The organism is Halobacillus sp. GSS1, assembly GCF_017307035.1.
Lineage (GTDB): Bacteria > Bacillota > Bacilli > Bacillales > Halobacillaceae > Halobacillus > Halobacillus litoralis.
The window spans coordinates 84,879-111,746 of sequence record NZ_JAFLHE010000003.1 but is presented as its reverse complement, the minus strand read 5'-3'; the positions used below and the strand labels follow the sequence as shown (position 1 = coordinate 111,746).

The window sequence follows — 26,868 nt, the reverse complement described above, 5'->3', positions numbered from 1 at the left end:
ATTTATGCTTCTGCTTTTACCGTATAACGTTCAATGCGCTTCTCCTGCTGGCCTTCAATCAGTCCTTGTACATAAATGCCCGGGGTGTGAATCGCATCAGCTTCCAATTCACCCGGCTCGACGAGTTCTTCGACTTCTGCAATCGTCACAGCACCAGCTGCCGCCATCATCGGGTTGAAGTTACGGGCCGTTTTGTTGTACACGAGATTTCCGTGACGGTCCCCTCTAAACGCACGGACAAGACTGAAGTCTGCCGTCAATCCTTCTTGTAAAAGGTATTCCTTACCGTTGAATGTGCGTACCTCTTTGCCTTCCGCAATAGGCGTACCGACTCCTGCTGGTGTGTAAAAGGCTGGGATTCCCGCTCCACCTGCACGGATTTTCTCAGCAAGCGTTCCTTGTGGTGTCAGCTCAACTTCAAGCTCACCTGCGAGTACCTGGCGTTCAAATTCTTTGTTTTCCCCCACGTACGAGCCAATCATTTTATCAATCTGTTTATTTTTCAAAAGTAGTCCGAGTCCCCAATCATCGACACCGCAGTTGTTGGAGATGACCGTCAAGTGCTTCACTTTTGATTCGACGAGGGCAAGAATCAAGTTCTCCGGAATTCCGACGAGACCGAATCCTCCTACCATAATTGTTGAATGATCCTTTATATCTTTCACAGCTTCATGAAATGATGAATAAATTTGTTTCATGAGTCTTCACACTCCCTTCACCCTTTTACAAGCAAGTTTCATGCCAACTTTGCGGTATTGATGCATCAAGGATTTTGAATCTTTTGTGAACGATCTTTTCCGGATTTCCGGAATTCAAGGTCACTAAATAATGAAAGCCCTTACATAAACGCATAAAAAGAACCATTCCGGAAATTCGGAATAGATTCCTGAATTCTGGAATGGTTAGAGATTGTATTTTTTTACTTTTTCATAAAGCGATGACTTTCCGATACCCAGCCGCTTCGCAGCCAAGCCCTTATCGCCATCGACTTCTTTCAACACCTTTTGAATCGCATGCTTTTCAGTCTGCTCAACGATTTGTTTCAATGTTTCCGCTTCCTGAGCGGGAGCAGATTCTTTTTGAAGGTGAGAAGGCAGGTCATCATATTGAACAGTCTCCCCATCGGTCATATGCACCGCTGATTCGATGACGTTTTCAAGCTCACGAACATTGCCCGGCCAATGGTATTTGTAAAAGACGTCTTCGACGGCTTTCGAAAACTCTTCCACACGTTTGCCCGTACGATCGGATATTTTCTGCAATAAATATTTGGAGAGGATTTTAATGTCGCCACGCCTCGTGCGAAGAGGAGGAATATCAATCTGGACGACATTGATCCGGTAAAAGAGGTCCTCACGAAAGCGCTGTTCCTGAATCATTTCCTCGAGCGACTGGTTGGTCGCAGCAATGATGCGGACATCCACTTCCTGCGGATGGACGGCTCCTACCGCTTCAATTTCTCCTTCCTGGAGAGCGCGCAAGATTTTTACCTGCGCTCTTAGTGGCATATCCCCAATTTCATCAAGAAAAAGCGTCCCACCATGGGCGAGCTGGAATTTTCCTGGCTTTCCACCTTTTTTCGCCCCGGTAAACGCCCCATCCTGATAGCCAAACAGCTCGGCTTCGATGAGATCCTCAGGAATAGCCGCACAGTTCACCTTCACAAAAGGCTTTGTGCTCCGCTCGCTGAGGTGATGGATACTGTGGGCGAACAGCTCCTTCCCTGTCCCGCTCTCCCCTCGTAAAAGAACAGAAACATCGCTGTGAGCCGTTTTGCGTATTTTTTCCTTTAACAGCAGTACGTCCGGGGAGCTCGTAATGATGTCATGCAGGGAGTACTTGGCACCGTTTTGCTGCTGCATTTGATTACGGTACGTTTCAAGCTCAAGGAGGAGATCCTTAATGTGCGTATTCATGATTTTCCACTCATCCGTGTCACGGAATAGGACCATGCCGAGAGCACCAATCACCTCACCGTTTTCCCAGAGTGGAATGCGATGGGCAATCATGTAATCGCCACGGATCTGCTGAAGGTCGGCCATTTCTTCCTCCCCTGTAGCTGCCACAATGTGCATGCGCGTATTTTCAATGACGTCCGTCACATGCTTTCCCTTTACCATCGTTTGATCCACTTCAATGAACCGACAGTAGCTTTCATTCATGTAAGAAATGCAGCCCTCCCGATCGACGACGACAATACAATGTTCCACATTCCCAAACAACGTTTCAAGCACTTGATTCCGGTAATCCTCAAGCATAGAAAGCATCCCATACCCTCCTCTTTCTTCCTATTTAATATGATAACGTTTACAAAGTCATTTACTAAAATTCTACCAGAATACCCCCGCACATACTAGATACAACCTAAAAACTACCACACCAGGTCATCCAGATTATGGATGACCTGGTGTGGCAGTTATTGTAAGCCTGTTATTCTTCTTTCACATCAATCCCCTGATAGGATTCAAGCATATGGATGCGCTCCATCATGGTCGGGTGTCCGTACCGTAAATATTTAACGAGCGCAGGTGGATGAACGTCGCTCAACCCGTTTACGGTGAGCTCCTGGAACGATCCGATTGCCGCATCCGGGTCCCGGGTCATTTCAATTGCGTACTTGTCGGCATCTGTTTCAGCGTTCCTTGATATGGCAAGCTCCACAGGACTAGATAGGAATGAAAGCATCGTCAAGATAAGGAAGAACATTGGCAAACTTGCAATGTCCGAAACCTTTGTGAATCCAAGACGCTCCCCCCACCTGCGCGTCGCGTACCGTAACAAATGATAGGTGAAGAAGAGTCCGAAAAACGTAGCGATAATGACACCCGCTAAATTCCAATACAAGTGGTTCATGACGTAATGGCCGATTTCGTGCGCCATAATAAACAGCACTTCATTTTCTTCAAGGCGGTTCAGCGTCGTATCCCATAGAACGATGCGCAAATTCGATCCGATGCCATTCACATAAGCATTCATGCTATTGGTCTTTTCAGACATATTCACTTCATACACCCGATCAGCCGGAACGTCTGCTTCATCCGCAAGCGCAAGGATTTTCTCTTCCAGCTGTTTGTCTTGAAGCTCGGTGAAATCGTTGTAAAGCGGATCAATAACAACCGGCTGTAAGTACATCATAAAAAATAAAAACGGGATCATGAGCACCCAGGCGATTAACCACCAACGCTTTTCAAACTTTTTCATAAGAAGATAAAGGACCGTGATAAGCAGGGCCATGATAATGAACCCGATCCAAAACCCGATCAGCTCATCGCGCATCCAGCTTGAAAAGCTTTGAGTCGAAATGCCATATTCTACAGACAGCCATCGTCTCGCATAATCCAGCGGAAATAAAAGAATCGTCGTCAACGTTTGCAGCAGTAAAACGAAGATCGGTATTTGGATGATGCGAAAACGGGAGATCTGCTTTCCGAAATTCTTAAAAACGACGGTGGTACCAAAAATCATCACACCAAGATAGATCATCCACTCGAGCGGCTCTCCGAGAAAGGATAAGAAATTCTGATACCGCGAATACTCCTGACTCAACTCAAGCTCTTTTTCCGTCATGAAAGTCGCGGGATCTGCAGCCGTTCCTTCATAGGCTGGCGGCACACCGACATCTGTCCACTGGAAGAAATAAAGGCCTAATAAAAGACCATAGATAACATACAACACGAGTGTCCAAGTGATGAACTTTTTCTTCACTTCCCCACCTCCGAAAAATAGGACTCGTACCATTGTACGAGCCTGTGTGAGTGACTAGAACTCTCTTATCTTTTCACAACGAGATGCGATGTTTCACATGGAACATTGGTTAATGCTTTTCTGAGAAAAGTGGGTCGTACTTCAATTTTCTCGATATCTTCTAAAGGGATCCATTGATAGATCAGCTGCTCCCCTTCAAGTCCATGGAAAGGCCCTTCTGTGAAATTCGGTAGTTCGGTGGTTAATAAGTAATAGAAAGCCACCTCATGCATATCATCCCCGCGGTGTTCGAAAAACGTCTCCGCCATCCATACCGTCCGCTCCACTTCCACAACATAGCCAAGCTCCTCTTTCATCTCCCTTACAATCGTATCTTCAGAAGCTTCTCCCAGTTCTATACCTCCGCCTGGAAGCGCCCAGTATGAATCATTCACCTGTTTATGTAAAAGCACATGACCATTCTCAATCATAATGCCCGCCGCCCGATAGTTGAACCGCTGACCGTCCACCTTAAACCGAACATCCCTTGCCATCCAATCCCTCCTAAAAATCTCACATCCTATAAACTACTACACCCAAAAACCAAACTCCTGCACCGGTTCATAAAGATCCCAAAAATTGTTGTACCAGGTCATACAGATAATGGTAATTTAAACCTTGTAAAAAACCGGACCATAAAACGGTCCGGTTCGTTTCTTGCTTCTTTTACCATATCTGTTCAACGTATTCTGGGTGATCGATGAAAGGATTGCGGTTTCCTTGATAATCATTAAAGATTACTTCATTTCGGTTGCGTTCAAAGTCATCGACAGGATCCTGTGCATGCCATTCCTTCAACACAGAAAGTTTTCCTAAGTACGGCCCGCTCGTTCCTACATAATCAGCAATCTCCAAATCCAATTCCCCTTGGTCCCCTTCATAACGGACGGCCATATAGAAAATCATTCGTGCGACGTCCCCTTTTACCGCGTCACGGGGCTCCCATGAATCTCCGTCATAGTACGTGCCCGGCGCTTCATAAAAATCGGATCCTCCTTCATCAAAATCCAGATTTCCACGAGCGGAATTGACGGTAACATCGGTCGGTCGGAGGTGATGGATATCCGTACCCGCTCCCATCGATGTTCCGAAATCTCCATGGGACTTCGCCCACACATGCTCACGGTTCCAGTCATCAACATATCCTCCGTTGTCATACTTGCTATAGGACTTTCCAGAGTATAAAAGCCGTACATTATTCGGGTTTGATGGATCCTCATCTGTATGACGCAGTGCATCCCAGACGTTGGAATATGAAAGCTCGGTATGGTCGTCAATGATCTCATGCAGCGATTGCTTGAGTGCAGAACCTGTCAAACCTTCGACCCCTTGATAGTAGCTCCCTGTGTATGTACCACCATCGTCACTATCACTTGAAACTTTAGAGATCGAATTTACATATTCAATCCCCTGGTGAGTAAAATAATCGTCCCTGATGCCATCTACTCTGATTTTTGTTCCCATCAAACCAGGGTTGTTCTGTAGTCCATATTCACTGCGATATTCTGAATCCAACTTTACAAAAATCATGTCGTCCACCTGAGTTTCCGAAGCATCATCCGCTACCGCTAAAGCATAATTACTTGTGAAACTGCTCTGTTCAACCGTATCAATGCCCACAGGAACCCCTACAATATACCCTTCCACCACTACATCTGTTCCATTTGGAGTGTACAAAGCATCGCCTACGGTTATCGTTCCAGCAGCCTGAACACCATGGACAGATAAAATAAAGACAAGACTAAAAAAGAAAACGAACATCCTCTTCAATTCAATCACTCCCTATATAGAAATTAGACCTTCGCCTATCTCTTCCATGTCGGATCATCTTTTCCTTCAGCTCACCACAAAATTAATATAAACCTCACACACCCTTAACACAGACTATATAAAATTCCCAAAATATGTATGACCTGGTCTCCCAAAAAATGTATAGCAAAAAAGGTGTAGTAAAAAATAAAGGTGTTATGTGAAACGTTGAGCAAAAGGGTTGTTTTTCATTGTGAACCGTTCTATAATTAAAAACATATCCGGAATGTGAAATAATTCACATGCATTTTCAAGGAGGATTTACCATGAAAATTGTTGTTATTGGAAGCACTCACGCAGGTACGGCTGCGGTTACAAATATGGCGAAACTATATCCTGAAGCAGACATTACGGTTTATGAACGAAATGACAATGTATCCTTTTTATCTTGCGGTTTAGCTTTATACGTCGGTGGTGTCGTCGATGATCCACAAGGGTTGTTTTACTCTTCACCAGAAGAGCTGCAAAAGCTTGGTGTAACGATGAGGATTCAGCATGACGTGGAACATATCGATACCGACAGAAGAACAATGGAAGCTACAAACCTTGTTACAGGTGAAAAAGTCTACGACACGTACGATAAGCTCGTCATGACTACAGGGTCCTGGCCTGTCACACCTCCCATCGAAGGCATCAATCTAGATAACATCTTGCTTGCGAAAAACTATCACCAGGCAAACACCATCATCGAGCGTGCGAAAGACGCCCGGAAGGTTACCGTCGTGGGAGCCGGTTATATCGGTGTAGAACTTGTTGAAGCTTTTGAAAAAGCAGGAAAAGATGTGACCCTCATTGATGGTGCCGATCGAATTTTAAACAAATATTTAGATGAAGAGTTCACCACGATGGTCGAAGATGATTTCAACGCACGTGGCATTGAGCTCGCTATGAACGAAACGGTGCAGCGTTTTGACGGAACGAACGGGTCTGTATCCAGCGTCACAACAAACAACGGAACGTACGAGACAGACCTTGTTATCCTTTGCGTAGGCTTCCGTCCAAACACGGATCTTTTAAAAGGAAAAGTGGACATGCTCGATAACGGAGCGATTAGAGTCAATGAATATATGCAAACGAATGACCCTGATATTTTCGCTGCCGGCGACTGTTGTGCCGTTCCTTACAACCCTACGGGAGGACATATGTATATTCCACTTGCCACGAATGCTGTCCGTATGGGAACCTTAGTCGCCCGCAATTTATTTGAGCCGATGATGAAGCACGTCGGAACACAAGGCACATCCGGCCTACACATTTTCGATCTCAACATGGCTTCAACTGGACTTACGGAAACTTCTGCTCAACTTTTAGACATTCATGTGAAAAGCATCACAATTGAGGAGACTCATCGTCCTGCGTTTATGCCGACAGCTGAAAAAGTGATGCTGAAAGTGACGATCAACCCGGATACCCGCCGTATTCTTGGTGCCCAAGTCATTTCCAAGGCAGACGTAACACAATCCATCAACACGATGAGCGTGTGCATCCAAACAGGGATGACGATCGACGAACTGGCGTACACTGATTTCTTCTTCCAGCCACACTTTAATCAGCCGTGGAACTTCCTGAACAAAGCTGGTCTTGAAGCACAGTACCAGGAGCCAAGACGACTGCCTGCACTTGTCTAATAAATGACCCCCATGGATGCTTCCATGGGGGTTTTACTATTTTCGCTTATCCAATTCTTTTCTATATCGTTTCATTCTTCTCAAATCCTTGCCTAGCTCATCCAGCGGAATGCCATCTACAAATGAATCCTTGTACAACATCTCAGCAAATTTTTCATCATTGACCGACGACCCTCGCCTGACCTGATTTGCTCGGATGTCCGCTATGAAAGCCACCTCCTAGGGTTGTTGCCTAACTATACCCTATTCATGAAAAGATACTCCTAGTACTGATATCGGGAAATGACCACATCGATCACCCGGTCGATGTCTTTAGCGCTCACATCATAATTCGTGACGAACCTAACTGTAGCTGGCCCGAAAGGAACGGCTGAAATCCCGTCATCCTTCAGCTTATGTAAAAAGGATTGGGCGGTTTCCCCCAGTCCACCGACATGAACGAGCACGATATTCGTTTCCACTTTTTCAACCTCCAGGCCTTTCACATGCTGAAGTCCGTTCGCCAGCTGCCTCGCATGAGCATGATCCTCCGCTAAACGGTCGACCATCTCGGTCAGAGCGACATACGCAGGTGCAGCAACCATTCCGACTTGGCGCAATCCGCCGCCGAGGCGCTTCCTCCATTTTCGCGCCTTTTGAATAAAATCATAGGAACCGGCAATGACTGATCCGACCGGTGCACCTAACCCTTTCGACAAACACACCTGTACCGTATCGGTTTGGTCCGCATACCGGCGTAAAGATATACCTGAGGCGACAGAAGCATTGAACAATCGCGCCCCATCAAGATGGACGGGAATTCCTTTTTCTCTAGCCACTTCATAAATCGCACGCATATTCTCGAGTGGAACGACAACCCCACCTGCTTTGTTGTGCGTATTCTCTAGGCAGATCAAGCTTGTTTCCGGGAAATGAATGTCGTCCGGACGAATCGCAGCCTTTACATCTTCAGGGTCCATAACCCCACGCGTCCCTTGAATCGTTCGCGGCTGAACGCCTGCTAGTGCCGACATCGAAGCCCCTTCATATAGAAAAAGATGGGCGTTTGCTTCCAAGAGTACTTCATCCCCAGGTCTGCAGTGAGTCAATACAGCAATCTGATTGCCCTGAGTTCCACTGGTCACAAACAAAGCTGCCTCTTTACCGAGCATTTCCGCTGCCTTGTCTTCAAGTATTTTCACCGTTGGATCTTCTTCGTACACATCATCCCCAACCTCTGCTTCAAAAGCTGCCTGACGCATGGCCATCGTCGGCTTGGTTACGGTATCACTTCGCAAATCAATCATAACTACCCCTCCTTTTATCTATTGTACGTAACTTACTCAGCATTTGGAAAGCATTAGCAGTGGCGGCTGATACTTAAATATCTGTATCAAATACTAAAATTGCGCCGTCGAATTCCTAAATAACATTTTCTCTTGTCCTAAAACGCTTGCAAGTGAGATACTCTTTTTCATAGTCATATGTTAAAGAAAGAAAGGATCTAGCCCATGGAACAACTAACCAACGTATTCATAGATATTAATAGCTTTTTATGGGGACCAGTCATGCTGATCTTCCTGCTCGGAACGGGTGTCTGGCTCACATTCCAGCTGCGCTTCATCCAAGTACGATTTCTTGGTCAAGGATTCAAGCAGACCTTCGCTCCCCTTTTCAAAAAAGAAAAAACTGAAGGCATCCACTCCTTCAAGGCGCTAGCGACTTCGATTTCTGCACAGGTCGGAACAGGAAACCTCGCTGGTGTCGCGACCGCCATCGCAGCTGGCGGACCCGGGGCGATTTTCTGGATGTGGATCAGCTCCTTCTTCGGGATGGCCACGATTTTCGCAGAAGCCGTCCTCGCTCAGCTTTATAAAGTAAAAAAAGGAGATCAAGTCCACGGTGGACCCGCGTATTACATCCGGGACGGGCTTGGCAGCAAGTGGCTTGCAGGTTTCTTTGCCGTTGCTATCATCATCGCTCTTGGGTTTGTCGGTAATATGGTGCAGTCCAACGCAATTACGACCGCAATGAACGAAGCGATGGGATCAAGTTCCACAACGCTGAATCTTGGTCTTGGAATTGCCGTCGCCTTTTTCATCGGACTCATTTTATTCGGAGGCATTACCCGTATCTCTTCCTTCGCTGGAAATGTTGTCCCGGTCATGGCCTTGCTCTATATCATTGGAAGTCTCATGATTATGGTGAACTTTTGGGACCAGGTGCTTCCGACACTGCAGCTCATTGTCCAAGCCGCGATCAGCCCTGAAGCAGCCGGTGGGGGGGTTCTCGGTGCGACCATCAAAGAAGCGATTCGCTATGGTATTGCGCGCGGGCTCTTTTCAAATGAAGCCGGCATGGGTTCAACCCCTCATGCGCACGCGATTGCAAACGTGAAGCGCCCTTCCCATCAAGGGCTCGTAGCCATGGTTGGCGTTTTCATCGATACTGTCATCATTTGTACCCTGACAGCGATGGTTATTTTGACTACAGATGCCCATCAAACAGATTTGCAGGGAAGTGCGATTACTCAGGAAGGATTTGCACGGGGACTTGGGGATTTCGGTATTCCATTCATCGCCATCTGTCTCCTATTCTTTGCTTTCACAACAATTCTCGGCTGGGCTTATTTTGGAGAAGTGAACGTGAAATTTTTGTTCGGTGAAAAAGGAGTCCCATTCTACCGTGCCATTGTGTTGATGTTCATCGTGGCCGGTTCGCTTGTCCAAGTGGAATTTGTCTGGCAGATGGCTGACACATTCAATGCACTTATGGTACTGCCGAACTTAATTGCAATCCTCGCTTTAACGAAAATCATCAAGAAAACATGGAAACAGGATCAACTTGATTAAAAAGACTGGCTGACGCCGGTCTTTTTTTTGTAAACATCTAGTAAAAGGGGAGGAGATAAGTTTCCAGAAAGCGTATATGTAGAAGGAGGTTAAGGAAGGAGCAATGGCTATGTTATTATTCTCAATCATACTTACTATTCATATCATCGCTGGATTCAGCGCGCTCACGATCTTTTGGATCCCTCTTGTAACGAAAAAAGGAGGAAATATCCACAGGAAGGTCGGCTGGTTTTATGTCACGGCGATGTACACGGTAGCAGCAACAGCTTTATATTTGGGAATTTATCGTATCTTTTTTGATTATACCGCACCAGAGGCTCGAGCTTTTTCTTTTTTCCTGCTTTTCATCGCCACATTAAGTGCGGCGACAGCATGGATGGGCATACGCGTACTGCGCTTTAAACGCCGGACAGAAAAACATCGCAATCTGTACGATCTAGGAATTTCAAGTCTGCTGATCTTCATGTCAGTAATTACCATGGTGTTCGGGTGGATGTACGAATTTCCATTGCTTCAATACTTCCCTATTTTAGGGATCATTCTTGGCGGAGGCCAATTGTTTTACTGGCTGACCCCTCCCCAACATAAAATGCACTGGTATTTTGAGCATTACGGAAATTTAATCGGTTGTTCAATAGCCACTCTTACTGCCTTCACCGTATTCGGTGCTCCTCGTTTGTTGAATATATCAAACATAAACATCTGGTTATGGTTCTTGCCCACTGCCCTTTTAACGCCACTCATTTACCTATTCAATTGGCATTACCGTAAAAAATTCAAGATTAAGAAAGTGAAAAAACAAAGTGCTTAAAAGAATTCTCGACTATCGTTACCATTAGACAATTTTTGATGGGATTAAATAAAGAAAAAGCATAAGATTTAGTGGGAAATCTCCGTTTACCTTTATACACATGTGGAAAATAAAGACTAACGAAAATAGTTACCCACAATTGTCCACAGACTTATGCACAAACCTTGTAAATTTTCTGATATTCACAGCTTTCCCCTGAATATAAACAGGTTATCCACTGAATTTATCCACATATACACAACAGGTTATTCTATATGGTGGCGAACATATTTTCTACTACCATATATGACACTTATCCAGAATACTATTCACACCCTGTGGATAACCTTGGAGCGAATTTCGTAGAATACTATCGAATTTTGACCGTGAAAAAGAGTACCCAATTATGGATACTCTTTTTATGTGAATTACTCTTGGGATCCAAGCTTTAAAGTGGTTGTCGCCTTCTCACCATCTCGATAATAAGTGATTTCCATCTCATCCCCAGGATCTTTTTCATTGTAAAGATACTTACGTAAATCGATAATGTCACGTACAGGTTCTCCATCAAGAGCGGTGATGACGTCCAACGGCTCAAGACCTGCTTTAGCAGCTGGAGACATTTGACGGATGCTGCGAATGTACAATCCTCCATCTACATCATCAGGAAGGTTCAGCGTATTGTCCCATTCAGACGTTGGTACCTCATTCAGTCCATAAGCTTCAATACCAATGTACGGACGGTTTACTTGGCCATACTGTTCCAATTCATCAATGATTGGCTTAGCTGAATCAATCGGGATCGCAAAACCGATGCCCTCAACGGAAGACTGAGCAATCTTCATTGAGTTAATTCCAATCAATTGGCCATCAATGTTAATGAGTGCCCCACCACTGTTTCCAGGGTTTATGGCTGCATCCGTCTGAATAACTTCCGCCTGCCAGTCTTCCATTCCATCTCCATTAAAGTCTTGAGGGATCGCTCTTTCCTTACCACTAATAATTCCTTGAGTAACCGAGCCTGCGAAACTGAGACCAAGTGGGTTTCCGATAGCGATTGCCGGTTCACCGACTTTCAAGTTTTCTGAAGTCCCTAGCTCAGCAACTTGTTCGACTTGATCAGCCGGCATTTTCAAAACTGCAAGATCGGTGAATAAATCTCCCCCAATCAATTGAGCTTTGACCCTTGTTTCATCGGAAAGGACGACTTCAATTTCACTCGCCCCTTCAATAACGTGATTATTCGTCACCACATAAGCCGTGCCGTCTTCTTTTTTATAAATCACGCCTGACCCTACCCCTGCCTGTTGTGCCGAATCGCCTTCCTGCTGCCAAAAGTCTTGACGTGTCTGTAAGTTGACGACTCCTACGACGGAGGGAGTCACTTTATCAACCACATCGGTGATTTGGGTATTTACATCAAGTTTGACGTTCTTAGTCGTACCACCTGTCAGCCCCTGATCGTCTTCAACAAGTCCACTTTCATCCTCAGGAATCGTCATATCATAAGGAAGCAAATCTGTCTGAACCAAAGCTGGCAAAGCCAATAAGACAAGAACGGCTCCTAAAATACCTCCGACAATTGTCGGCATCACCCACCGCCTGCGCTGCTGTTTCTGCTGACGGGTAGGGGAATGATCATCATAATAACCCACGTCTCTTTCACCTTACCTTTCTCACGCTCTCAGATTTCTAAGGTACTGTTTCCTTATTCTTTACAATTTAAAACCTTTTAAACCTCAAAGATTGGTGTGGCTTCCTGTGGGTCTGTATCGTGCAATTCAATGTGGCTCCCCACTTCAATCCCACGCTCTTCCAAAACATTTTTTACAGACATATGGGCAAGATCTTTCATATTATTATCCAGGCTTAAATGCGCAAGATAGATTCTTTTTGTCTGGTCTGAAATGATGTCGGTAAGGGCCAGGGCACAGTCTTCATTGGAAACGTGACCGGAATCCCCTAATATCCGTCGTTTTACATTCCATGGGTAGCGCCCCATTCGAAGCATGCTCACATCATGGTTTGATTCAAAAATGTAAGCGTCAGCACCTTCCACTGTCTTTTTAATCCGTTCGGAAACATAGCCGAGGTCGGTGACAAGTGCAATTTTCTTTCCATCTTTATAGAACGTATAAAACATAGGATCTGCCGCGTCATGAGAAACGGCAAAGGACTCTACATCCAGACCCCCGAATGTCTTGGTCTCCTCCATGGAAAAATGGAATTTCTGATCAATGGAAAGTTTGCCGATTTGCCCTTCCATCGCATTCCAAGTTTTTTCGTTAGCGTAGATAGGAAGGTTGTAGCGCCTGGCCATAATGCCTAGACCTTTAATGTGATCACTATGCTCATGAGTAACAAGGATTCGCGATAAGGATTGCGGATCGATGTTGACTTGATCAAGCAACCCTTCCATTTTCTTACCACTCAAGCCAGCATCAACTAATATTCTCTCATCTCCCGATTCAATGTAGAATGCGTTCCCCGTACTGCCCGAAGCAAGTACACTAAATCTCATGCTCATTCCATACACTCCATTTAATTGTTTTCTCTATTTTCATTGGCTGCCGTTTGCTCTGCTTCCGTACTTATTAAGCCATGCTCATCTTTCACATCTGAGATGAAGGATTCTTCATTGATATATTCAATGATTGTTCCGTCAAAAGTGTAGAGAAAGTGGTTGCGATCCCCATTGACCGTCACTTTCCATGTGGATGCGAACACTTGAGTCTCATTTTCCTCACCAGCAGGTAAACTGTAACTCGTATGATATCCGATATCCATCGATGTAATTTCATCGCCCGGCTCAATCAGTCCGTTATTCAAGAGGATGCGAATGGCACTTAATGGTTCGATGGTGACTTCCGTTTCACCAGAAGCACCTGAATATCCCCCATCTTCAAAGGATAACAGGGTTGCGACATATCCTGTGAGTTCACCATTTACGATATTCAATAACAAATATCCGTTATTATTAAAATAAATCGTTTTATTGTCTTTTGCCTGGAAAAAGAGAGCCGCACCCTCTTCTTCATTCCAGCCCCAGTAGGAATACCGGGAAGCAAACGGTACGACGTCCATGACCACACCCTGGATTGTCTCTTCCGTCACTTCGATTGGCTCATCAAAGGTGACTTGCAATACTTGATTGTCTTCTTTTAGCTCGATCTCCTTATCGCTCTCATCCATACCTTCAATCATACTCATCACGTCATCGGGAAGCGTATGCGTACTTTCCGATTCAATCGGAGTAGCTTCTGGCAATTCCTCCGGGATCGCATCATCCTTAATGGAAATGTCGTTCGCATCCAGTTCGGTTTCAATGCTTTCAGCAACGGTGGAAATCTGCCCCACTTCATCCTCCGCTTGCTTTCCTAACAATTGCTGCAGCAGGAAAAGGTCGAGGATTAAGAAACTGATGATGAACAATGTTTTAATTTGCCCCCACTGCATGTTTTACCTCCTCGTCACGAAACCTCTTCATTTTGGGACCTTTCTCCCGGGTACACTTTCGTCCAACCACTGTTTGTCAACATATACCACTCAGGAATCAAACTGTACACCAACTCGCTCCTTTGTTCTTCAAGCGTGTACATAATCTCCAAGTCCCTGATTCTGGACGGTTCCAATTCCCCAGCTTGTCGAATATTCGATAGGACTTCCACTCCTGATAAAAGTTTCGTCTCACTTTCGTTTATACTGCTGTACTGAACAAGCGGGCGGTCATATTCCTGAATCTGCCCTTGTTGATAACTTAACTGAATGCTCGCCAAATTATAAGTATCGATATTCTCCAAAACAGGGCGGTCATTAAAGTAGAGACGGTAGCGGACTTCATCACGACCACTCAAGATCGAGTTCAGTCGATAGTCATCCGTCCACCCCAAATGACTATTGATATCCTCCATGCTTTGTACAAACAATTCATATTCCGTCAAGTTCTTCTGGTTTGCTGAGTTAGGGATCGTCAAGTCATATTCCATTCTCTTGTCATACTGTGTCAACCGCCGCTGGAATGTTTTAGTGATATTCTCTCCACTATTTGTCCGGGATTTGAAGACCCGTGTATTAGAAGGGAAAATATCATTTTGGATCGGTTTTACATTGACCGCTCCTGTCTGAAGTACATATTCCGATATACTCACCGGGTTTTTAGGTACGTAAATGTGTGAAGCATTCGTTCCATCCTCCGGGGCGATCTGGAGGACATCGGCCACCCGGGCCATCTCCACCAATTCATCTTTATTATCGACTTCCTGCATGGCCCGTTCTCCAGAAGCCGCACTGATATCGGCCTGAAGAGTGACTTCACTCCCTTCAGAGTCACTATTGACAAACCATAAATCGTAAGAAGCTGGGGAAACAGCACTCCCCTCCTGGGAATGCCGTAACAAAAATATCCGATTGAAGTTGGCCTGCAGCCCCTCCAGTGGAATACTCTCGTTCACTTGAAAGATATCACTGATTACCTGGATTGGCAGATGGGCAGGAAAAATGATTTCCACAATATCGCTATGGTTGTCGACATCTATCGTTCTAGGACTTGTGTCCAGATTAGATAGATTCCACTGCTGCATCTGTTTTTGGTAAAAAGCGGTGCGATCAATATTATCTTTGAATGAGAAATATGAATTTTGCTCATGAAAAACGACTTTATCAGGAGGAACCAGATTTGGAACCGCCCGCTCTGATCCTATTTCTTCTAATTTCGTATCTTCAATGAACACATCTTCTTCCAACGTTTCATTTACGGGCTGATACGTCCAAAGAGCTACCGTCAATACTAAGCTGAAGGCAATGAGGATCACCATAATGACGGACTTCATGGTTTCTTTTTTCATGACTGTCCCCTCCGCTTCTGATTCATGAGCGGTAGAGTAAAGTGGACAGTCGTGCCCTTACCTTCACGGCTTTCCGCCCATATTTTCCCATGATGAGCTTCAATCATTTCCCGGGCAATAGCAAGACCCAGTCCTGTTCCTCCCATTTCTCTCGCACGGGATTTATCGACACGATAAAAGCGGTCAAAGATTTTATCAACGGTGTCTGGAGGCATGCCGATCCCTTCATCGGTAATGCTTACCCGCAGCTGTTTCTTCGTAGAATAGGCATTAAACCGTATACTCCCACCTTCTGGGGAGTATTTGATGGCGTTAGAGATGATGTTGTCCAGTACTTGAGTAATTTTATCTTTGTCCATCCATACGTACATGTTCTTATTCGACAAGTTGCGAACGAGCTCTACTTTTTCATTTTTGTTCATTTCAAAACGATCAATGATATGGTCGAAGAAACTCACAAACTCCACACGCTCTTTCATCAGACTTGTTTCTTTATGATCCATCTTGGTCAATTGCAGAAGATCGTTCACCAAACGAATCATACGGTCCGTCTCATTTTGGGTCACATCAAGGAACCTTGGTGCGATATTCGGATCCTGCCAAGCCCCGTCGTTCAATGCCTCAATATAACTTCTCATCGTCGTCAACGGAGTACGTAGTTCGTGCGACACATTTGAAACAAACTCTCTTCTCTCTTTTTCCACACGTTGTTGTTCGGTCACATCACTTATGACGGTAATAAAACCATTCATGTCATGGTTTTCATCTTCAACCGCAGAAAAGTTTGCTTTAAGAAGTAGGTGGTTATCATCACTGCTTAAATCAATGATCATGGACCCCGCCTCTTCCACTTCAGATATATCTTCAACCTGATCATTCAAGTCAAGAACATCCACAAGGGATTGACCCTGGACTTCCTCGAACGTCTGTCCAATTAATTTAGATGCCGGTGCATTCATAAGTGTGATCGCACCAAGACGATCTGTCGCAATGACTCCGTCCGACATATTGGAGAGTACAGAGCTCAGCTTCCGGCGCTCGCCCTCTGTCGTTGCAGTAGCCAGCTTCAATTTATCATTCAGATCATTGAATGTATGGCCTAGCTGTCCAATTTCGTCGTTTCCTTTGACATCGACCTTCTGGGAGAAGTCCCCTGTCGCCATGACTTGTGCCTGACGTTTCATTTCTGTCAGAGGTTTCGTGATAGTCCTCGCCACCAAAATCCCGAGCAAAGCCGTAACCGTAATGGCTAAGACCGTCCCTTTGGCAAAAATGCTGATGATTTCCCCGAGTTGATCATAGATATCATTCATATAAACTTCATAATAAAGAGCCCCAACAATTTCATCTCCGGACTCGTCCGTAATTGGATTAGTTCCGCGGAACAGACGGTTGTTGGTTCCTTCTTCTCGCCACGGTTTTGGCTCTGTGGCCTCCCCAAACAGGAACACCTTAGTAATGGCAGGGTCCGTCACTTTCTTACCAATAGGAGACTGATCGCTCGTCGTTGTGGCTGCAAGTACCTTTTGGTTATTGTCGACAACCATCAATTTCCCAATATCTGTATTATCATCACTAAAATCATTAATAAGACCTTGAAGGTCATAATTTAAAGGCAGCGAATCTTCTCCCCGGTCTGTATTAAAAGCATTTTGCAAGCTGTAGGTTAAAGAATTCAGCTGCCCTTCAACTGAATTCGTAAAGTTGGTTTCCAACTGTTCTTCCAATCGATCGACAAAATAGACACCAATGACTTGAATGCCCAATAACAATAACAAAATGTATACGAGAATCAGCTTCAGCCTCACAGACTGAAAGAAGCCTACTTCTTTCATAAAGGCGTTACTCCTGTTCTGGGTTTCTCAAATAATACCCAACCCCGCGACGGGTAACAATCCACATTGGGTTACTAGGATTCTCTTCAATTTTTTCACGCAAACGTCTTACCGTTACGTCGACAGTACGAACGTCACCATAATAATCATAACCCCAAACCGTTTCAAGCAAATGTTCACGAGTCATGACTTGCCCGATATGGCGAGCAAGATAGTGAAGAAGTTCAAATTCACGATGAGTCAATTCAATATGATTCCCGTCACGAGTCACCGTATAAGCATCCGGGTGAATCGCCAGACGACCGATTTCAATATCCTTCGTCTGCTGCGCGCTGTCTTCAGGCTCCTGCTGTTGGCGTCGCAGGTTCGCCTTTACGCGGGCAATCAATTCACGGTTACTGAAAGGCTTGGTCACATAGTCATCTGCTCCCATTTCCAGACCGAGTACTTTATCAATCTCTGCATCTTTTGCCGTCAACATAATGATTGGCATATTATGACGCTTCCTCACTTCGCGGCAGACTTCATTACCGTCTTTATTCGGCAGCATAATATCAAGGAGAATCAATTCCGGTTCTTCTGCATCCGCTTTTGCAATCGCCTCATCCCCGTCATATGCACAAACAACATCATAACCTTCTTTTTCTAAGTTAAATTTCAATATATCCGCAATGGGTTTCTCGTCATCCACCACTAAAATCTTCTGTGCCATATTACGTCACATCCCTTTCCTCGACATCTTTTCTTTCTCTTATTTTAACTTATTTAATGAGAAATGTCTTATTTCACCATAAACCTCTCTCGAAATCAGTCGTTTCACCTATACTTTTATCATGCCTATTTCTTAATCTCTTACTAAACCTTATTCCAGCCTATCATCGTCATGAGTTTTGATACTTAAATTAGGGGGAATGAGAAAAAAAGGTCGTTTCCAACACGGTCGGTTTTATAAAGAAAAAACCGCTATGATTCAATCATAGCGGTTAGAGTCAGCGGGAGACGTGGGAAAGTGGGTTTTCAAGCGATCCTTCTTTGTGAATTTCAAAATGGAGGTGTACACCTGTAGAACGTCCCGTCGTTCCCATCACTCCGATCTTTTCACCTTTTTTAACGGTTTGTCCTTTTTTAACGTCGATGGAGGAGAGGTGAGCGTAAATCGTCTCATATCCATTCCCATGATCAATAACTACTTTATTTCCAAAGCTTTTTCGATACCCAGCTTCAATCACTTTTCCATAATCAGCAGCTTTAATCGTTTTATCGGATACACCGGCAATATCAATTCCTTTATGGTAGCGTCCCCAGCGCTCGCCTTGCTTACTGGTAATTTGACCACCAACAGCAGGCCAGGAGAAATCACCGGTACCTTTAGAGGGAACTCTCTTTGTCCCTTGAAGTACAATTTTCTTTACCGGTTCTTTGACGACTTCTTTTTCCACTACCTCTTCTTTTAATTCTTCACCATTTCGGTACGTTCGCTCAATCAATAGCTCTCTTTTGCCTTCTTTACCTTCTTGCTTCACTTCAGATTCCCCTTTATAGAGTTCATCCGACTTTTTCATTTGAACTTTATGGGGAATCACTTCTTCCTTACGTTCCTTCTCTGTAAATACTACATCCACGAGCGGCTTCTTTGATTTAGCCATCATCCCTATAAACGATGTCGTTTCAGAATGATTACTCGGATAAGAACGCCCTTCTTCCACCCGGGACACGGCTTCATCGACCGTATGGACCTGGGAGAGCGCGACCTGATCTTCTTCCATTGTAACGGGGAGCGATAAACCGACATCCATCACCTTCGTTTCACCAACGTCGGGCAGCTCAGGCGTTCCATTTTCTAATTTGGCTAGTTCACCGTCTCCGACATATTCTTTTTTGACGGATTCTATCACTTGTTCTGCCTTTTCTTCATTCGGAAGATGAGCAACGGGCTTCCCATCGATGTTAAGACGCACAACGTCTACTGCAAACGTTAATTCATTCTCAAACGAATTCATAACTTGCGACGATTCGTCATTCACAGAAAATACTTTCTGTTCCTTGAATGAGACTTCTTCCATATAAGAAAGATCCAATTCTTTATGGTCTTTTTCCGCCTCTTCCATACGTTCTCGTAATTCCGCTTTGATCTCTGCTTGATTTTCTACCATACCCACATGTTGTTCATCTATATAAACGTGATAAACCGTCGGAAGTGAACTTTCAGCGTAGACCGTCCCTACGCCGACACTTACGACAGAGATTGCTGTGACAGCTAGTTTCTTCCACATGATATTGATCCTCCTGATGCTCCTGTCTAAACTTTCCCTAGATTAATCTATCACATGGAGGATTTATAAGAAATAGATATTCAAATATGTAAAAAAGGTATAATATTCTTACCAAAATTACGAAATAGTAGTCATTTTTTCATATTAAACTGTTCATTATAATAAGTTCCCTATATTCCAAATAAGCACCCTTTTCTTGAAGACTAAGTTTCGAGAGGTTTGTGTGATTCTAGGGGCTCCGGGAAAAGGTTCGTCTTGCTCCATCTTCCTATAGGAGTCTCACCGTTTCCCTACGCCCCTTTACCTTATAGGTGTCTCGAAACGACTTGAGAATTGGAACCTTATTTAAAAGTAAAGGGATGACACGCTCTGAACTAGGCTTTTCGTACTTTGGAGGTGTTTTAATTATCCACTTCCCTTAACCATACAAGCTGATTTTTTAAGTAGAAGTTTCGAGTATCTTCTTTGATTAGTGGGCGGAGGGGAATGGCGAGACTCCTGCGGGAAAAGAGTGCTTGGTGAGACCCCGCAGGACGCAGTCCGAGGAGGCTCACCGCGCTCCCGTGGAAAGCGAGTTATTCCCCGCAGCCCCCATCCACTCAAAAAACATCTCGAAACTGACTCTCCCACAATCCTGCCAGATAGTTAAATAAGGAATTATAAGAAATTGAATAATAATTCATAAAAAAAGCTTACGGAATATTTCCGTAAGCTTTTTAAGGAGTGGCTCGGGACGGAATCGAACCGCCGACACACGGATTTTCAGTCCGTTGCTCTACCGACTGAGCTACCGAGCCATAATCAATTTATTTATTACCATTCGACATTAAAACCTAATGAGGCCATCACATTACGTGTGTATTCGACTACCTCAAATGGTATAATGAAAATGGCGGTCCGGACGGGACTCGAACCCGCGACCTCCTGCGTGACAGGCAGGCATTCTAACCAACTGAACTACCGGACCAAACGGCTTGTTCACCGCAACGATAACTATCGTACCATACAGAATAGACGTAAGCAATAGTAATTTTACTAGAAACATATATTTTCTCCCTGAATTCTGTTCATCAAAAAGAAAGGAGGGTTTGTTTGAAAAAGGTTTTTCGTTACATTATTCTCGTCCTTATCCTTTTATTTGTCTCCATTATTGGTTTTTTGAAGCTGAACCCACCGCTTACTCATGGGTCAATCGGTACAACAGAAGATAAGCAGACTGTCATTGTCGCACTTGGTAACAAGAGCTTACTTGGAAGCATCCAGATCACTGATGTTTCTATCAATAACAACCAAAAACCCACTAATATCAAGATGCAGATCAGTGATTCTGAAAAAGGTTTCATGATTACCGACACATACGCGCTTGTAGAAGATGCGTATGCCATCAATGAATATGAAACCATTCCTCTCGCCCCTGACACTTCGCCACTAGCCTCTAAAGCAATGGCTGCGTCACCTGATACCTCACCAACGACGATCTACGGTTTGAGCATTACCGAAGAGTCCTCGATTGAAAGTATTAAATTGACGTATCGCTTTTTTGGGCTGATTTTCTTTAAAACGATCCAAGTATAAAAGACGCGCCTGCAGGCACGTCTTTTATTTTTTCCGCTCCATTTCATTCAATAAAGAAGAAGGGTCGTTGGAGTCGATAAAAAGTTCACGGTTATCCTCAGGTACAAATCCTGCTTTTATTGCGTGTTCAATGAGCTGAACGAGCGGAGCGTAGTAATCCCCAATGTTGTATAGGGCGAGCGGTTTTGTATGAAGGCCGATTTGAGCCCAACTGACCGTTTCAAAAAGTTCTTCAAACGTACCAAAACCTCCGGGGAGAGCGATAAATCCGTCAGCCAATTCGCTCATCTTCGCTTTTCTTTCATGCATAGTTCCTACTTCAATCATTTCTGTTAAGTTGGGGTGGACGATTTCCTTGTCAAAAAGGTGACTTGGCATAATGCCCGTCACTTTCCCCCCGCTATTCAGAACCTGATCAGCTAAGACACCCATTAAACCACTTTTAGCACCGCCATAGACCAGTTCAATGTCCTTAGCGGCCAGGCATTCTCCCAAGGCTTCCGTTTTCTCTATAAAAACCGGGTCATTCCCTGCGCTTGACCCAGCAAAAACACAAATACGTTTCACGTGAAACACTCCTCTTCTTGTTCATCTATGTAGAGTTTACCCTAACAAACGCTTATACAATTCTCATCCCTGCTGACTTTTGTAAAAAAAGCCCGGCTTTGTAAGCCAGGCTTTCCTATTATTCACTATATACACTACGAACAACGTTTGTTTGTGCACGGTCAGGGCCAACAGAGAAAATAGACAACGGAATGCCTGTCAGCTGAGACACACGCTCAATGTAATGGCGGGCGTTCTCAGGAAGGTCGCTCAGCGTTTTAGCGTCTGTGATGTCTTCCGTCCAGCCTGGCATTTCTTCGTAAACAGGCTCACATTCGGCAAGGACTTTCAAACTTGCCGGGAACTCTTCCATGATTTCCCCTTTGTATTTGTATGCCGTACATATTTTCAGTGTTTCAATACCTGTCAGTACATCAATAGAATTCAAAGAAAGATCCGTAATTCCACTTACACGACGTGCATGACGGACAACGACACTATCAAACCAGCCCACACGGCGAGGACGTCCTGTCGTCGTACCATATTCGCGTCCTACTTCGCGGATTTGATCTCCGACTTCGTTCTCAAGCTCAGTCGGGAAAGGTCCATCTCCCACACGTGTTGTGTAAGCTTTCGAAACACCAACAACGTGTTTAATTTTCGATGGTCCCACACCAGAACCGATCGTTACGCCACCTGCAATTGGGTTAGAAGAAGTAACAAATGGATACGTTCCCTGATCAATATCAAGCATAACTCCCTGGGCCCCTTCAAAAAGAACACGACGGCCATCGTCCAATCCATCATTCAATACAACAGACGTATCGCAAACATAGGAAGCAATCTTTTGCCCATATTCATAGTATTCATCAAGAATTTCTTCCACCGTAAATGGTTCTGTTTCATATACTTTTTCAAAAAGACGATTCTTCTCAGCAAGGTTCTGTTCAAGCTTCTCACGGAAGCTTTCTTTATCAAGTAAATCGGCAATACGGATTCCGGTACGAGCCGCCTTGTCCATGTAAGCAGGACCAATTCCTTTTTTGGTCGTTCCGATTTTATTCGCACCCTTGTCTTCCTCTTGCAGCGTATCTAATTTCAAGTGATACGGAAGAATGACATGAGCACGGTTGCTGATGCGCAGATTATCTGTCGATACGCCTTTGTCATGTAAGTATTTCAATTCTTCAAGCAGCGCTTTCGGATCAATCACCATTCCGTTTCCAAGCACACACGTTTTATCTTCAAAAAAGATCCCTGAAGGAATCAAGTGAAGCTTATATGTGACTCCATCAAATTTTATTGTATGACCCGCATTATTTCCGCCCTGATAACGAGCGACAACTTCGGCATTTTGTGATAAAAAATCAGTAATCTTGCCTTTTCCTTCGTCCCCCCACTGGGTTCCGACTACAACTACAGAAGACATAAGGCACCTCCGCCAAAAATTTGTTAAATATGTTATCCATCGTCAGTTTACCAATTCACACCTCGCAAGTCAACGCTAAAACCGAACATTAAATTATAATTTTATAATTATTGTTCGATTATAAACCAGAACTTCATAACTCTCGATATAATCTGCTTTCTTGTCATAGGATGTTCGGGAGAGTTAAAGCGAATCCAACTCTTATGGGAAAGTTTCTTTGACAATGAATACCTTATTTTTAACATAAAAGCACAAGATTAACTAATATTTACATTAATACTTAAAATAACTTGTTTTTAATTGATTTCAATTAAAATTTTACTTATAATCACTTATAAGAGCAACATTGGAAGGAGAATTCGATGTATCAGGAAGAACGTCTGATTGGAGTCATACAATTTTTAAAAGAAAATCGTAGGATTTCCATTGATCAAATGTGTGAGATGTTTGATATATCCAGAGACACAGCAAGACGGGATTTAGTAAAGTTAGAGGAACGAAAAGCGATCGTTCGTACACGCGGGGGAGCCATTCTGCCACGCACACATACAACCATCCAGGATTATTCTCACCGATTGAAGACCGTATCCTTTGAAAAACAGCAGATCGGTAGTAAGGCTGTATCTTTCATTCGGCCAGGAGACAAAATCATTCTGGATACATCCACGACCGTTCAGGCATGTGCGAATCAAATACGCCCGATGGACATCACAGTCATTACAAATTCGATTCACCAGGCAGAAATTTTATCGAACGTTGAAAGCGTGTCCATTCAGTTGCTTGGTGGTTTTCTCCAAAAGGAGCATCAATTCCTTTATGGAGCTTCCGTCATTGAACGTTTAAAAAGTTACCATGTGGATCAGGCGTTTATCGGAGTGGTAGGAATCTCTGATTCAGGACTCTCGATTGCCCACGAAGAAGATGGGATGGTCAAACGGAACATGATCAAGCAGGCAGAACAAGTCATCGTTCTTGCAGACCATACGAAATTTGGAGTGACCGAGTTCTTTACTTTCGCAGAACTTGAAGACGTAGATGTCATCATTACAGACCAGCTTCCTGATGAAGAATTTCAGCAAAGACTACAAGAGCATCATGTAGACCTGATTGTTACAGGTGAGGAGGGATCTGACTTATGGACATGATTGCCATTGACTTAGACGGGACACTGTTAAATTCCGAGAATAAAATCAGTCCAGATAATATTCAGGCGATACACCGTGCCAAGGAAGAGGGCGTAGAGGTGGTCATCGCAACAGGAAGGGCAGCATTCGATGTCCGAAACCTGTTCTCCAGCCTTGATCTTCAAACATGGGTGATTGCGGCCAATGGAGCGACCATTCATCGTCCCGATGGTACACTTTTTTCATCCATACCGATGGAGAAGGAAGACGTCACCGAAATTTTAGGGTGGCTGGAAGAAGAAGCGTTCTACTATGAAGCGATTGATGATGAAGCGATCTTAACCCCTCAAAATGGCAGAGAGCTTATGAGCATTGAGCTTGATCGGATTCGTAGTGCTAATCCAAAAGCGGATCTGACAAGCCTGGAAAAGGCAGCTGAAAAACAGTTTAGTCAGTCCGGTTTTTTACATGTAGATTCTTACAAAGAAATTGTAGATAGCAAAAGGAATGTGCACAACATTCTGGCCTTCTCCTTTGAAGAGGGAAAACTCCAAAAAGGATGGGATCGATTCATTGACTATCCTGACCTGACCCTTGTAAGTTCTGCCAACCATAACTTCGAACTGGAACACAGGCTTGCTTCCAAAGGAAATGCCGTCATGAAATTGGCAGAAGAACTGAACCGATCGATAAAAAGGACAGCGGTCATTGGAGACAGCTTGAATGATTTATCTATGATTAAGGTGGCAGGGTACAGCGCCGCGATGGGCAACGCGAAGGATGAAGTGAAAGAGTCCTGCCACTTCAATACGAAAACGAATGACGAAAATGGTGTCGCCCACGCCATTGACTATTTCCTAACCCTATAGGATCATCCATTTCTCAGCGTGACTTTTCGGGAGGCGTGATGAGGGAGATGATATAGATGGCTTCTTTGAGAAGCTGCTCATAAAAAAGACGCTCGAGACTTCAAGTCTCGGGCGTCTTTCTTCTTTAAGCGGGCGGTACATCGGCATCGGAATACCGGTGGTCCAAGTCGACGAACTTGTTGTATTCTTTCACAAAGGCGAGTGAGACCGTCCCCACTGGACCGTTACGTTGTTTGGCAAGGATGATTTCAATAATGTTCTGGTTTTCGGATTCCTGATCGTAATAATCATCACGATAAAGGAACCCAACAATATCGGCATCCTGCTCAATGGAACCAGATTCACGCAAGTCAGACATCATCGGTCGCTTATCCTGTCTTGATTCAACTCCACGGGAGAGCTGGGACAAAGCAATCAAAGGAACATTAAGTTCACGAGCCAACCCTTTTAAGGAACGGGAAATTTCTGATACTTCCTGTTGTCGGTTTTCCTTGGAGTTGGCGCTACCCTGGATCAACTGTAAGTAGTCGATCAAAATCATGCCAAGTCCATGTTCCTGTTTGAGGCGACGGCACTTGGAACGGATTTCACTGACCCGGATCCCTGGTGTATCGTCAATATAAATCCCGGCATTGGATAGACTTCCCATCGCCATCGTCAGTTTGTTCCAATCTTCTGTTTCCATCTGTCCTGTACGGAGACGCTGGGCATCAATGTTTCCTTCCGCACAAATCATACGGGATACGAGCTGATCGGCCCCCATCTCCAAACTGAAGATCGCAACATTCTCATCAGTATGGACCGCTACGTTCTGGGCAATATTCAAAGCAAACGCGGTCTTACCCATAGACGGACGAGCGGCGATGATAATTAAATCATTCCGTTGGAAACCAGAGGTGATATGATCAAGGTCACGGTACCCTGTCGGAATTCCAGTCGTACTTCCATCATTGTGGTGCAACTGCTCAATGTTGTCATAAACGTCAATCAATACATCTTTGATACTTTTGAAAGCACTGGAATTTTTCCTTTGGGAAACCTCGAGAATGTCTTTTTCTGCGGCATTCAATACATCCTCTAAGTCCTCTTCTTCTGAATAGCCCGTCGTTACGATATTCGTAGCCGTACGTATTAAACTTCTAAGGGTCGATTTTTCACTCACAATGCTCGTGTAGTACTGGATATTCGCAGCTGTCGGGACGGAGTTTGCAATATCCGTCAAATAAGAAACCCCTCCGACCTCCTCCAACACCTGGTTGTTAGAAAGAGCTGCCGTTACGGTTACGAGATCGATGGGCTCCCCTTTATCTGAAAGAGAAAGCATCACTTCGAATATTCGCTGGTGACTCGCCCGATAGAAATCTTCAGGAAGAAGATACTCAGCCGCTGTCGACATCGCTTCAGGTTCTAAAAAGACCGCCCCGAGTACCGCCTGTTCTGCTTCTATATTATGGGGCGGGGTACGATCGTTCCACATTTCACTCACTGTTGTTCCTCCTCTGAATCTAAAGCACGGATGGCCCGTCCGTCACAAATAACTATACGTGGTACGGTTATTTTATACATCCTTC

At 44.5% G+C, this 26,868-nt stretch carries 22 protein-coding genes and 2 tRNA genes; 6 read left to right on the top strand and 18 right to left on the bottom strand.

Annotated features, from left to right (window positions below):
- Nucleotides 1–2 precede the first annotated feature (2 nt).
- From J0K78_RS09065 to J0K78_RS09045, 5 genes are all read right to left on the bottom strand, one after another.
- Nucleotides 3–698 carry a CoA transferase subunit A gene (locus J0K78_RS09065; RefSeq protein WP_206946384.1) on the bottom strand — a complete coding sequence of 232 codons (696 nt, stop codon included), beginning with the start codon at nt 696–698 and terminating at the stop codon, nt 3–5.
- 204 nt (nt 699–902) lie between these two features.
- The gene (locus J0K78_RS09060; protein ID WP_206946383.1) at nt 903–2,267 is read right to left on the bottom strand and encodes a sigma-54 interaction domain-containing protein; all 1,365 of its coding nucleotides are present in this window, start codon (nt 2,265–2,267) and stop codon (nt 903–905) included.
- 163 nt (nt 2,268–2,430) lie between these two features.
- On the bottom strand, nt 2,431–3,705 hold the full coding sequence (locus J0K78_RS09055) for a M48 family metallopeptidase (protein WP_370551102.1): 1,275 nt from the start codon (nt 3,703–3,705) through the stop codon (nt 2,431–2,433).
- A gap of 65 nt (nt 3,706–3,770) precedes the next feature.
- A complete protein-coding gene (locus tag J0K78_RS09050) occupies nt 3,771–4,238 on the bottom strand; it encodes an NUDIX hydrolase (RefSeq protein WP_206946381.1) in 468 nt (155 codons plus the stop codon).
- 172 nt (nt 4,239–4,410) lie between these two features.
- On the bottom strand, nt 4,411–5,505 hold the full coding sequence (locus J0K78_RS09045; protein ID WP_206946716.1) for an endonuclease: 1,095 nt from the start codon (nt 5,503–5,505) through the stop codon (nt 4,411–4,413).
- A gap of 314 nt (nt 5,506–5,819) precedes the next feature.
- Here J0K78_RS09045 and J0K78_RS09040 point away from each other — a divergent pair, with 314 nt between their 5' ends.
- Nucleotides 5,820–7,181, top strand: coding sequence for an FAD-dependent oxidoreductase (locus tag J0K78_RS09040; protein ID WP_206946380.1), 1,362 nt, complete (start codon nt 5,820–5,822; stop codon nt 7,179–7,181).
- Between the two features lie 263 nt (nt 7,182–7,444).
- Here the strand turns inward: J0K78_RS09040 and ltaE are convergent, their stop codons facing one another.
- On the bottom strand, nt 7,445–8,467 hold the full coding sequence (gene ltaE, locus J0K78_RS09035) for a low-specificity L-threonine aldolase (protein WP_206946379.1): 1,023 nt from the start codon (nt 8,465–8,467) through the stop codon (nt 7,445–7,447).
- Between the two features lie 204 nt (nt 8,468–8,671).
- Here ltaE and J0K78_RS09030 point away from each other — a divergent pair, with 204 nt between their 5' ends.
- Both J0K78_RS09030 and J0K78_RS09025 read left to right on the top strand, forming a co-directional pair.
- A complete protein-coding gene (locus J0K78_RS09030; RefSeq protein WP_206946378.1) occupies nt 8,672–10,012 on the top strand; it encodes an alanine/glycine:cation symporter family protein in 1,341 nt (446 codons plus the stop codon).
- A 103-nt stretch (nt 10,013–10,115) separates the two neighbouring features.
- Entirely contained in the window at nt 10,116–10,823 is a 708-nt protein-coding gene (locus J0K78_RS09025; protein WP_370551101.1) for a DUF2306 domain-containing protein, read from the top strand.
- A 407-nt stretch (nt 10,824–11,230) separates the two neighbouring features.
- On the opposite strand, the gene J0K78_RS09020 is transcribed toward J0K78_RS09025, so the two are convergent.
- The 9 genes from J0K78_RS09020 to J0K78_RS08980 form a co-directional block, all read right to left on the bottom strand.
- Nucleotides 11,231–12,457, bottom strand: a complete 1,227-nt coding sequence (locus J0K78_RS09020; RefSeq protein WP_206946377.1) for a S1C family serine protease — start codon at nt 12,455–12,457, stop codon at nt 11,231–11,233.
- Between the two features lie 77 nt (nt 12,458–12,534).
- Complete coding sequence (locus J0K78_RS09015) at nt 12,535–13,329, bottom strand: MBL fold metallo-hydrolase (protein WP_206946376.1); 795 nt, start codon at nt 13,327–13,329, stop codon at nt 12,535–12,537.
- Nucleotides 13,330–13,343: 14 nt separating this feature from the next.
- Nucleotides 13,344–14,258: a two-component system regulatory protein YycI gene (gene yycI, locus J0K78_RS09010; protein WP_206946375.1), complete on the bottom strand. Its 915-nt coding sequence runs from the start codon at nt 14,256–14,258 to the stop codon at nt 13,344–13,346.
- 14 nt (nt 14,259–14,272) lie between these two features.
- Entirely contained in the window at nt 14,273–15,646 is a 1,374-nt protein-coding gene (locus J0K78_RS09005) for a YycH family regulatory protein (RefSeq protein WP_206946374.1), read from the bottom strand.
- Nucleotides 15,643–17,481 (bottom strand): cell wall metabolism sensor histidine kinase WalK, encoded by a 1,839-nt coding sequence (walK, locus tag J0K78_RS09000; RefSeq protein ID WP_206946373.1) that lies wholly within the window; start codon nt 17,479–17,481, stop codon nt 15,643–15,645. The genes J0K78_RS09005 and walK overlap by 4 nt, the downstream gene beginning before the upstream one ends.
- Nucleotides 17,482–17,488: 7 nt before the next feature.
- Nucleotides 17,489–18,193 (bottom strand): response regulator YycF, encoded by a 705-nt coding sequence (gene yycF, locus J0K78_RS08995; RefSeq protein WP_206946372.1) that lies wholly within the window; start codon nt 18,191–18,193, stop codon nt 17,489–17,491.
- Between the two features lie 277 nt (nt 18,194–18,470).
- Nucleotides 18,471–19,754 carry a peptidoglycan DD-metalloendopeptidase family protein gene (locus tag J0K78_RS20215; RefSeq protein ID WP_206946371.1) on the bottom strand — a complete coding sequence of 428 codons (1,284 nt, stop codon included), beginning with the start codon at nt 19,752–19,754 and terminating at the stop codon, nt 18,471–18,473.
- A 724-nt stretch (nt 19,755–20,478) separates the two neighbouring features.
- A tRNA-Phe gene (locus tag J0K78_RS08985) sits at nt 20,479–20,551 on the bottom strand.
- 93 nt (nt 20,552–20,644) lie between these two features.
- Nucleotides 20,645–20,721: transfer RNA gene (locus J0K78_RS08980), tRNA-Asp, on the bottom strand.
- 125 nt (nt 20,722–20,846) lie between these two features.
- Between J0K78_RS08980 and J0K78_RS08975 the strand changes: the two genes are divergently transcribed.
- Nucleotides 20,847–21,329 (top strand): hypothetical protein, encoded by a 483-nt coding sequence (locus J0K78_RS08975; protein ID WP_160910526.1) that lies wholly within the window; start codon nt 20,847–20,849, stop codon nt 21,327–21,329.
- A gap of 24 nt (nt 21,330–21,353) precedes the next feature.
- Here the strand turns inward: J0K78_RS08975 and J0K78_RS08970 are convergent, their stop codons facing one another.
- Together J0K78_RS08970 and J0K78_RS08965 are read right to left on the bottom strand one after the other, a co-directional pair.
- The gene (locus J0K78_RS08970; protein ID WP_206946370.1) at nt 21,354–21,896 is read right to left on the bottom strand and encodes an LOG family protein; all 543 of its coding nucleotides are present in this window, start codon (nt 21,894–21,896) and stop codon (nt 21,354–21,356) included.
- A gap of 118 nt (nt 21,897–22,014) precedes the next feature.
- Nucleotides 22,015–23,304: an adenylosuccinate synthase gene (locus J0K78_RS08965; RefSeq protein WP_206946369.1), complete on the bottom strand. Its 1,290-nt coding sequence runs from the start codon at nt 23,302–23,304 to the stop codon at nt 22,015–22,017.
- Nucleotides 23,305–23,666: 362 nt separating this feature from the next.
- Between J0K78_RS08965 and J0K78_RS08960 the strand changes: the two genes are divergently transcribed.
- Nucleotides 23,667–24,449: a DeoR/GlpR family DNA-binding transcription regulator gene (locus tag J0K78_RS08960; protein WP_206946368.1), complete on the top strand. Its 783-nt coding sequence runs from the start codon at nt 23,667–23,669 to the stop codon at nt 24,447–24,449.
- Entirely contained in the window at nt 24,440–25,297 is an 858-nt protein-coding gene (locus J0K78_RS08955; RefSeq protein WP_206946367.1) for a Cof-type HAD-IIB family hydrolase, read from the top strand. Before J0K78_RS08960 ends, J0K78_RS08955 begins: the two co-directional genes overlap by 10 nt.
- Before the next feature lie 124 nt (nt 25,298–25,421).
- On the opposite strand, the gene dnaB is transcribed toward J0K78_RS08955, so the two are convergent.
- Nucleotides 25,422–26,783: a replicative DNA helicase gene (gene dnaB / locus J0K78_RS08950; protein ID WP_089650694.1), complete on the bottom strand. Its 1,362-nt coding sequence runs from the start codon at nt 26,781–26,783 to the stop codon at nt 25,422–25,424.
- Nucleotides 26,784–26,868 lie beyond the last annotated feature (85 nt).

Excerpts from the sequence above, each read along its gene's own strand:
- J0K78_RS09065 (WP_206946384.1), bottom strand. The coding sequence starts at position 698 with ATGAAACAAATTTATTCATCATTTCATGAAGCTGTGAAAGATATAAAG.
- J0K78_RS09060 (WP_206946383.1), bottom strand. The coding sequence starts at position 2,267 with ATGCTTTCTATGCTTGAGGATTACCGGAATCAAGTGCTTGAAACGTTG.
- J0K78_RS09050 (WP_206946381.1), bottom strand. The coding sequence starts at position 4,238 with ATGGCAAGGGATGTTCGGTTTAAGGTGGACGGTCAGCGGTTCAACTAT.
- J0K78_RS09045 (WP_206946716.1), bottom strand. The coding sequence starts at position 5,505 with ATGTTCGTTTTCTTTTTTAGTCTTGTCTTTATTTTATCTGTCCATGGT.
- J0K78_RS09040 (WP_206946380.1), top strand. The coding sequence starts at position 5,820 with ATGAAAATTGTTGTTATTGGAAGCACTCACGCAGGTACGGCTGCGGTT.
- ltaE (WP_206946379.1), bottom strand. The coding sequence starts at position 8,467 with ATGATTGATTTGCGAAGTGATACCGTAACCAAGCCGACGATGGCCATG.
- J0K78_RS09030 (WP_206946378.1), top strand. The coding sequence starts at position 8,672 with ATGGAACAACTAACCAACGTATTCATAGATATTAATAGCTTTTTATGG.
- J0K78_RS09025 (WP_370551101.1), top strand. The coding sequence starts at position 10,116 with ATGGCTATGTTATTATTCTCAATCATACTTACTATTCATATCATCGCT.
- J0K78_RS09015 (WP_206946376.1), bottom strand. The coding sequence starts at position 13,329 with ATGAGCATGAGATTTAGTGTACTTGCTTCGGGCAGTACGGGGAACGCA.
- yycI (WP_206946375.1), bottom strand. The coding sequence starts at position 14,258 with ATGCAGTGGGGGCAAATTAAAACATTGTTCATCATCAGTTTCTTAATC.
- J0K78_RS09005 (WP_206946374.1), bottom strand. The coding sequence starts at position 15,646 with ATGAAAAAAGAAACCATGAAGTCCGTCATTATGGTGATCCTCATTGCC.
- walK (WP_206946373.1), bottom strand. The coding sequence starts at position 17,481 with ATGAAAGAAGTAGGCTTCTTTCAGTCTGTGAGGCTGAAGCTGATTCTC.
- yycF (WP_206946372.1), bottom strand. The coding sequence starts at position 18,193 with ATGGCACAGAAGATTTTAGTGGTGGATGACGAGAAACCCATTGCGGAT.
- J0K78_RS20215 (WP_206946371.1), bottom strand. The coding sequence starts at position 19,754 with ATGTGGAAGAAACTAGCTGTCACAGCAATCTCTGTCGTAAGTGTCGGC.
- J0K78_RS08965 (WP_206946369.1), bottom strand. The coding sequence starts at position 23,304 with ATGTCTTCTGTAGTTGTAGTCGGAACCCAGTGGGGGGACGAAGGAAAA.
- J0K78_RS08960 (WP_206946368.1), top strand. The coding sequence starts at position 23,667 with ATGTATCAGGAAGAACGTCTGATTGGAGTCATACAATTTTTAAAAGAA.
- J0K78_RS08955 (WP_206946367.1), top strand. The coding sequence starts at position 24,440 with ATGGACATGATTGCCATTGACTTAGACGGGACACTGTTAAATTCCGAG.